Genomic DNA, 7,137 nt, shown 5'->3' with positions numbered 1-7,137 from the left:
ACTTCCCTCCATACACAAGACTTGAGCTTAACTCATGTCTAGTGCGAAAACTACCTATTCGAGTAGTTGCTCGATTTCCAGTTCTAGCAAATCCTGTAGGTGTGCACAACTAGCCCGTTCACCTGAGGAACTCGGTGTTCGCACATGTAGAAAAATGATGAATCTGATAACAATAAGGTGATCCTAATGTCAATTTCAGAAAATGTCTTAACAACAGAGTCTCTTCAGAAAGAGCCTGATGCCGAAAACTATGTGGACAGAAAACGCCACCTGTGGGTCCTTTCTGTGCTGTGGCCAGCGACGCCTCTTATTGGCCTTTATTTGGTATCCCAAACTGGATGGAGCATTTGGTACGGATTGGTGTTGATCCTTTGGTATGGCGCAGTTCCCTTGATTGATGCCATGTTTGGAGAGGATTTTTCCAACCCCCCCGAGTCGGCCGTGCCTCGGCTTGAACAGGATCGTTACTACCGGGTACTGACCTACTTGACGGTTCCTATTCACTATGCCGCCTTGGTTGTCAGTGCCTGGTGGGTATCCACGCAACCAATGAATGTTTTCGAGTTTCTGGCATTGGCCCTTTCCCTGGGAATCGTGAATGGTCTGGCCCTGAACACAGGCCACGAACTTGGCCATAAAAAAGAAACGTTTGACCGTTGGATGGCCAAGCTTACCCTCGCCGTGGTCGGATATGGTCATTTCTTCATTGAGCACAATAAGGGGCATCACCGTGATGTGGCAACACCGATGGACCCGGCGACATCCCGCATGGGTGAGTCCATTTACGCATTCTCACTGCGTGAAATTCCCGGTGCTTTCAAGCGGGCATGGGCTCTGGAAGAGCAACGCCTCAGCCGTAGTGGAAAAAGTGTCTGGAGCCTGGAGAACGAAGTACTTCAGCCTATGATTTTGACCGCTGTGCTTTATGCGGGATTGCTGGCGTTTTTTGGTCCCTTAATGCTGATCTTTTTGCCCATTCAAATGGCCTTTGGCTGGTGGCAGCTGACCAGCGCCAACTACATTGAGCATTACGGATTGCTGCGCGAGAAGATGTCGGATGGACGTTATGAGCGTCAACAACCGCACCACTCATGGAACTCAAACCATATTATGTCGAACCTGATTCTGTTTCATTTGCAACGACATTCCGACCATCACGCCCATCCTACAAGGTCCTATCAATCGCTTCGCGACTTCAAAGACCTGCCTTCCTTACCATCGGGATATCCCGGGATGTTCCTGGCCGCAATGTTTCCCTCATGGTTCCGCTCGATAATGGACCACCGGGTGCTGGATTGGGCTAAAGGAGATCTCGATAAGATTCAGATTCAACCCGGCAAGCGTGAATTCTATGAGCGTAAATTTGGTGGGACTGATTCTGAATCAGTCGATACCGCCGCGGCTAAATGATCGGCTAATCGGAACTTATATACCTCGTTTACTTTATTTACGTTGCAGAAAAAGAGCCTCTGACGTGCACCTGAAAGAGGGTGCGCGTCGGGCGCTACCAAAACAAAGACAATAATATCGTTTGAAAGGTGCTCTAAATGGCTAAATATCAATGCCCTGATTGTGGTTATGTATACGACGAAGTGGTTGGTGATCCGCACGAAGGCTTTCCTGCAGGAACGACCTGGGAAAAAATTCCTGAAGACTGGTCCTGTCCAGACTGTGCCGTCAGGGATAAGGTTGACTTCGTTGCGCTTCAAGAAGCGAACCCGGAACTTTCGGTGTCCGCAACCAATACAGCGGTCCGCCCTGCCAGCCAAGCTAAGACCGAGGGAGCATCGCAGAAAGCAACGGGCGCATCTACTCCTTCAGCTAAAAATAAAACAAAGCCCAAAGCGAAACCCAAGCCTAACTCTTCAAAATCGCCGAAAGACTCGACTCAAAAAGATACCTATCGGAAGTGGGTCTGCATCACTTGCGGCCATATCTACGATGAAGCTCTCGGAGATGAAGCCGAAGGCTTCCCTGCCGGCACTCGTTTTGAAGATATTCCAGACGATTGGTGCTGTCCGGACTGTGGTGCCACAAAAGAGGACTATGTCCTCTATGAAGACTAGTAATCCGATGGAAAATAACAACAGTCTCGTTCGGCAAGAGGTGATTTTATAATGCAGATTGCTAGTCTGGCGAAGGTTGGGCTGCCCAATGTGTCAACCAGCGATACGATTGATTCAACGTTCGCGGCCCTACAGCGGGCACAACTTGCGCGTCGAGGAAGTTTTACCTTGGAGGCTCGAATAGCGCAGCTCGACCAGCTGCGGGATTCAATTAAACGCTACGAATCAAACATCATTGCGGCTTGCGCGGCGGACTTTCGAAAACCCGCTCCAGAAGTCAAATTAACTGAACTCCTGCCGGTGCTTCAGGAAATTCGACACACTAAAAAACACTTGCGTAAATGGATGCGTCCGAAGCGAGTGGCTGCATCCGTTGGTGTTCTGGGCACGAAATCTTATGTTCGGCCAGAACCAAAGGGAGTGTGCCTGATTATTGCACCGTGGAATTATCCGCTCAATCTTGCGCTCGGACCTCTCGTCTCAGCGTTGGCTGCAGGGAACGGAGCCATCATTAAACCCTCGGAAATGACACCACATACCTCAAAGGTGATTGCCAACATTGTCGCCGAAACCTTCCCTCCCGATCTGGTTTCCGTGATTGAGGGTGATGCCAAGGTGGCACAGAAACTCTTGGCCTTACCCTTCGACCACATATTCTTCACTGGCAGCCCCGCGGTCGGCAAGCTGGTCATGGAGGCTGCCGCCAGGAACCTTACCTCGGTGACACTGGAGCTGGGGGGGAAATCCCCGACCATTGTAGGTCCAGATGCCAACATCAAAAAGGCTGCCAGATACATTGTCTGGGGGAAGTTTGCCAATAACGGCCAGACCTGCATCGCTCCGGACCATGTTTTTGTACACAGAAGTATCGCGAACCAATTCAATGACGCGCTTAAACAGCAAATCGGACGCACCTACGGAAAAACACCTGAAGCCCGGAAATTGACGGCTGACTATTGCCGGATTGTAAATGCCCGTCATTTTCAGCGCGTGTCAAACCTGATAGATGATGCCAAAAGCAAAGGCGCAAACGTCTTCGAAGGTGGTATTACAGATGCTGAAGAGAATTTTATTGCTCCGACGTTGATTTCAAATGTATCGAGCGACATGGATATTTCACGTGAGGAGTTATTCGGCCCGATCTTACCCGTTATTGAATTCGACGATATTGATCTGGTTATCAAGAAAATCAACGATAACCCTAAACCGCTTGCGCTTTACATATTCGACAAAAACGAGGCTTTTGCCACGGATATTATCGAGCGAACGAGCTCCGGCGCTGTAGGAGTCAACCTTACAGTGGTGCATTTTCTACATCCGGGCCTGCCGTTTGGTGGAGTTAATAATTCCGGGATAGGGGCGGCACACGGTGAATACGGTTTCCGCGCTTTTTCGCATGAAAAGGCGTTGATGGAGGATAAACATTCTCTTATGCATCTTCTTTTTCCACCCTATACAGCCTGGGTCCGGCGTCTTATAGAGGCTGCTGTTCGTATTCTGGGCTGAGTATAATCAAATAATAAGAGAGTTATTATGTACGATTACATTATTGTCGGTGCGGGATCGGCGGGCTGTGTATTGGCCAATCGGCTTACGGCGGACTCTTCAAAGCGAGTAGCGTTGCTAGAAGCGGGCCCAAAGGATAAAAATCCACTCATACATATGCCTATAGGTATAGCACTCCTTTCCAATAGTAAAAAGCTGAATTGGGCTCTTGAAACCGAACCTCAAGAACATCTGAAGGAGCGCCGCCTGTTTTGGCCTCGTGGGAAAACACTTGGCGGGTCCTCTTCTATCAACGCCATGGTCTATATCAGAGGTCACAAAGCCGATTATGACCACTGGGGTCAAGTTGCCGGGACAGACCTCTGGGGATGGGATCGCGCTTTAAAATTGTTTCGTCGACTGGAAGATAATAAACGTTTTGGCGCAGATTCTTACCATGGGGAGGGCGGTGAGCTCACCGTAAGTGAACTCAAATCAGTCAATCCGTTGAGTCGAGATTTTGTTCGAGCGGCACCTCATGTAGAGCTCCCGATAAACACGGACTTTAATGGAGAGACGCAAGAGGGATTGGGACTCTACCAGGTGACACAAAAAAATGGTCGCCGTTGGAGTTCAGCGCAGGCATTTCTGCGTGTCGCGGAGAACCGGCCTAATCTTGATGTGCTAACGGACGCGCGGGTAACCCGGGTGGTAATGGACGGTAAGCGGGCAGTCGGCGTGACACTGAACCAGGGGGGCGAATATCGCCAGCTCAGACTCAATAACGGCGGTGAAATCATATTGTCTGGTGGTGCGGTTCATTCACCACAACTACTTATGCTTTCGGGAATCGGTGATAGCGAAGAGCTCGGAAAACACGGGATCCCCCTTGTGCATCATCTTCCTGAAGTCGGCCAGAATCTGGTTGATCATTTGGATATTACGCTGATGCACGCGGCGAACTCACGTTTGCCTATTGGTGTTGCCCCCAGTTTCCTGTTTCGGGGGGTGGGTGCATTCTTCTCATATATCTTTGCGCGACGTGGATTTCTTACCAGTAATGTTGCCGAGTCCGGAGGCTTTGTTAAATCCGAACCCTCGCGCGAACGGCCCAATGTGCAATTCCACTTTTTGCCAACTTACCTGAAGGATCATGGGCGAAAAGTGATGGCCGGGTATGGGTACACCTTGCATATTTGCGATCTAATGCCCAGAAGCCGCGGTTTTATTGGGCTCAAAAGCCCTGACCCATTGGCCGACCCATTGATTCAGCCCAATTATCTCAGTAACCCCGAAGACATCAATACAATGATTTCGGCCGTTAAATTTGGACGGCGGATACTCGGGGCGCCGACGATGGCTTTACATAGTAAACGAGAAATTAAGCCCGGAAGCTCGGTGTCTTCGGACAGCCAGATTGCAGACTTTATCCGCGAAAATGCAGAGACAATCTACCATCCCGTAGGAACCTGTCGCATGGGCGCGGACCCGGATTCAGTCGTTGATCCGGAATTAAAAGTCAGAGGGATTGAAGGGCTAAGAGTTGTCGATGCCTCGATAATGCCCAGTTTGGTTGCCGGTAACACCAACGCACCCACCATGATGATTGCCGAAAATGCAGCCGACATCCTCTTGGGAAATGTTTAGGTTCAAACCCGGATTATGCCTTCTACATTGGACCTTAATGACGCCAGATACTCGCGTCAACCAACTACAAAAACGACAGGAGATAAACGTGCTTGGCCAAATGATGAACATGGAGCTCACCGTGAATTCCTTGATCGACCATGCTGCTCGCTACCATGGAGACGCTGAGATTGTGTCGATAGGAACGGATGGAAATCCCAGTCGATCTGACTGGGCAACTGTTTCGGAGCGGTCGCGACAACTTGCGTCAGCGCTTCGAACGGCAGGCTATGTCCAGGGGGATCGGTGCGCGACCATTTGTTGGAATAACGTGGGGCACCTGGAATGTTACTTTGGCATCTCTGGTGGCGGGATGGTGTGTCACACCATTAACCCGCGACTGTTTCCAGAACAACTCGTTTACGTTATCAACAATGCTCAAGACAAAGTCATATTCTTTGACAAAACGTTCCTTACCATTGTTTCAAATATCCGAGACCGACTGGAGACGGTTGAGAAATTTGTATTGATGTCCGAACCGGACGAAGAAATTGCAGCGCAATTTCCAGGCTTGTTGTTTTATGAAGAGTTTCTCCAGCGAGGAACGCCTAACGCGAATTGGCCTGAAATCGCCGAAAACCAGGCCTCAAGCCTCTGCTATACATCGGGCACCACCGGAAATCCCAAAGGGGTGCTCTATTCACACCGCTCCACCGTTCTGCACGCGCTGGTAGCTGCTCAACCCGACGCACTGAATTTATCGGCACGGGACGTGGTGATGCCGGTTGTTCCTATGTTTCACGTAAATGCGTGGGGGGTACCCTACATTACGGCGATGGTTGGAGCCAAACTGGTGTTGCCTGGTCCTGGCCTGGATGGGCAAAGTTTGGTCAAGCTGATCGATTCAGAAAGCGTAACGATTGCGCTGGGTGTGCCTACGATTTGGCAGGGACTTCTCTCGGCTTTGGACGAGCTTGGCTCCTCGGCACAGTCGCTTAAACGGACGGTGATAGGGGGTAGCGCTTGTCCGCCCTCAATGATGTCGGAGTTTCGTGGTAAGTATGGCGTAGAAGTGGTCCATGCATGGGGAATGACAGAAACATCACCGATCGGAACCGTCAACGCACTGCTGTCGAAACACAATACTCTTTCGGAGGAAGGAAGAAACAAAATCCGTGAAAGCCAGGGACGGCCTCCCTACGGGGTGCAGCTCAAAATTGTAGGAGAAGACGGTCATCAACTGCCCGAAGATGGCATTGCTCAGGGAAATCTCCGCATCCGTGGTCATTGGGTGGTAGCCGATTACTTCGGTGTTGAACCAAATCAGACTCTTGAGGAAGACGGTTGGTTCGAGACAGGTGATGTTGCTTCGATCAATGATGATGGATTTATGACAATACGTGACCGCTCAAAAGATATTATTAAATCTGGTGGTGAATGGATATCGACAGTCGAATTGGAGGGAATCGCAATGGGCCATTCTGCCATCAATGAAGCTGCCGTGGTGGCGGCCTCCCATGATAAGTGGGATGAACGCCCAATCCTGTTGGCAGTAAAAATGCCCGACGCAAATATTACTGAGGAGGAACTTCTTACTCATTACCAGGGGAAAGTTGCCAAGTGGCAGATCCCGGATCGCGTGATTTTTGTGGAAGCATTGCCACGCAATGCCACTGGGAAAGTATTAAAAAACAAGCTGCGTTCTGAATATGGGAAAGTGTTAGTCAATCAACCGGCAAGCTAACTAGTATCAAATACTTGGCATTTGTATTACGCAAAATCATAGTTTTACTTAAAGCCAATTTGCATTAATACCTAAAAGGATAACAAAAAGATGAAACATAAAATAAATAGTAAAGTCTCGTGTAACTATTCAGCACCGGTTGGCTGAGTCGGGGCTTCTTGCTGCATGAAGGCTGGCACCTCCCCCGCAAACAGTTGCTCCAGTGCGGTATGCGCC

General features: G+C 49.8%; 5 protein-coding genes. All 5 read left to right on the top strand.

Translation table 11 applies throughout. The features are described from left to right. Positions 1 to 186: 186 nt before the first annotated feature. The 5 genes from C4S71_RS22090 (at position 187) to C4S71_RS22070 (ending at position 6,921) form a co-directional block, all read left to right on the top strand. Complete coding sequence (locus C4S71_RS22090; RefSeq protein ID WP_103970578.1) at positions 187 to 1,410, top strand: alkane 1-monooxygenase; 1,224 nt, start codon at positions 187 to 189, stop codon at positions 1,408 to 1,410. 137 nt (positions 1,411 to 1,547) lie between these two features. After that, on the top strand, positions 1,548 to 2,066 hold the full coding sequence (locus C4S71_RS23060; protein WP_011783984.1) for a rubredoxin: 519 nt from the start codon (positions 1,548 to 1,550) through the stop codon (positions 2,064 to 2,066). Between the two features lie 51 nt (positions 2,067 to 2,117). Further along, positions 2,118 to 3,572, top strand: a complete 1,455-nt coding sequence (locus tag C4S71_RS22080; RefSeq protein WP_103970577.1) for an aldehyde dehydrogenase family protein — start codon at positions 2,118 to 2,120, stop codon at positions 3,570 to 3,572. 27 nt (positions 3,573 to 3,599) lie between these two features. After that, on the top strand, positions 3,600 to 5,198 hold the full coding sequence (locus C4S71_RS22075) for a GMC family oxidoreductase (RefSeq protein ID WP_103970576.1): 1,599 nt from the start codon (positions 3,600 to 3,602) through the stop codon (positions 5,196 to 5,198). 37 nt (positions 5,199 to 5,235) lie between these two features. Further along, positions 5,236 to 6,921 carry a long-chain-fatty-acid--CoA ligase gene (locus C4S71_RS22070; RefSeq protein ID WP_304481849.1) on the top strand — a complete coding sequence of 562 codons (1,686 nt, stop codon included), beginning with the start codon at positions 5,236 to 5,238 and terminating at the stop codon, positions 6,919 to 6,921. The last annotated feature ends 216 nt before the right edge of the window (positions 6,922 to 7,137 follow it).

Source organism: Billgrantia desiderata, assembly GCF_900108215.1.
Taxonomy (GTDB): Bacteria; Pseudomonadota; Gammaproteobacteria; order Pseudomonadales; family Halomonadaceae; genus Halomonas; species Halomonas desiderata.
This window is presented reverse-complemented; position numbering and strand designations above follow the sequence as displayed.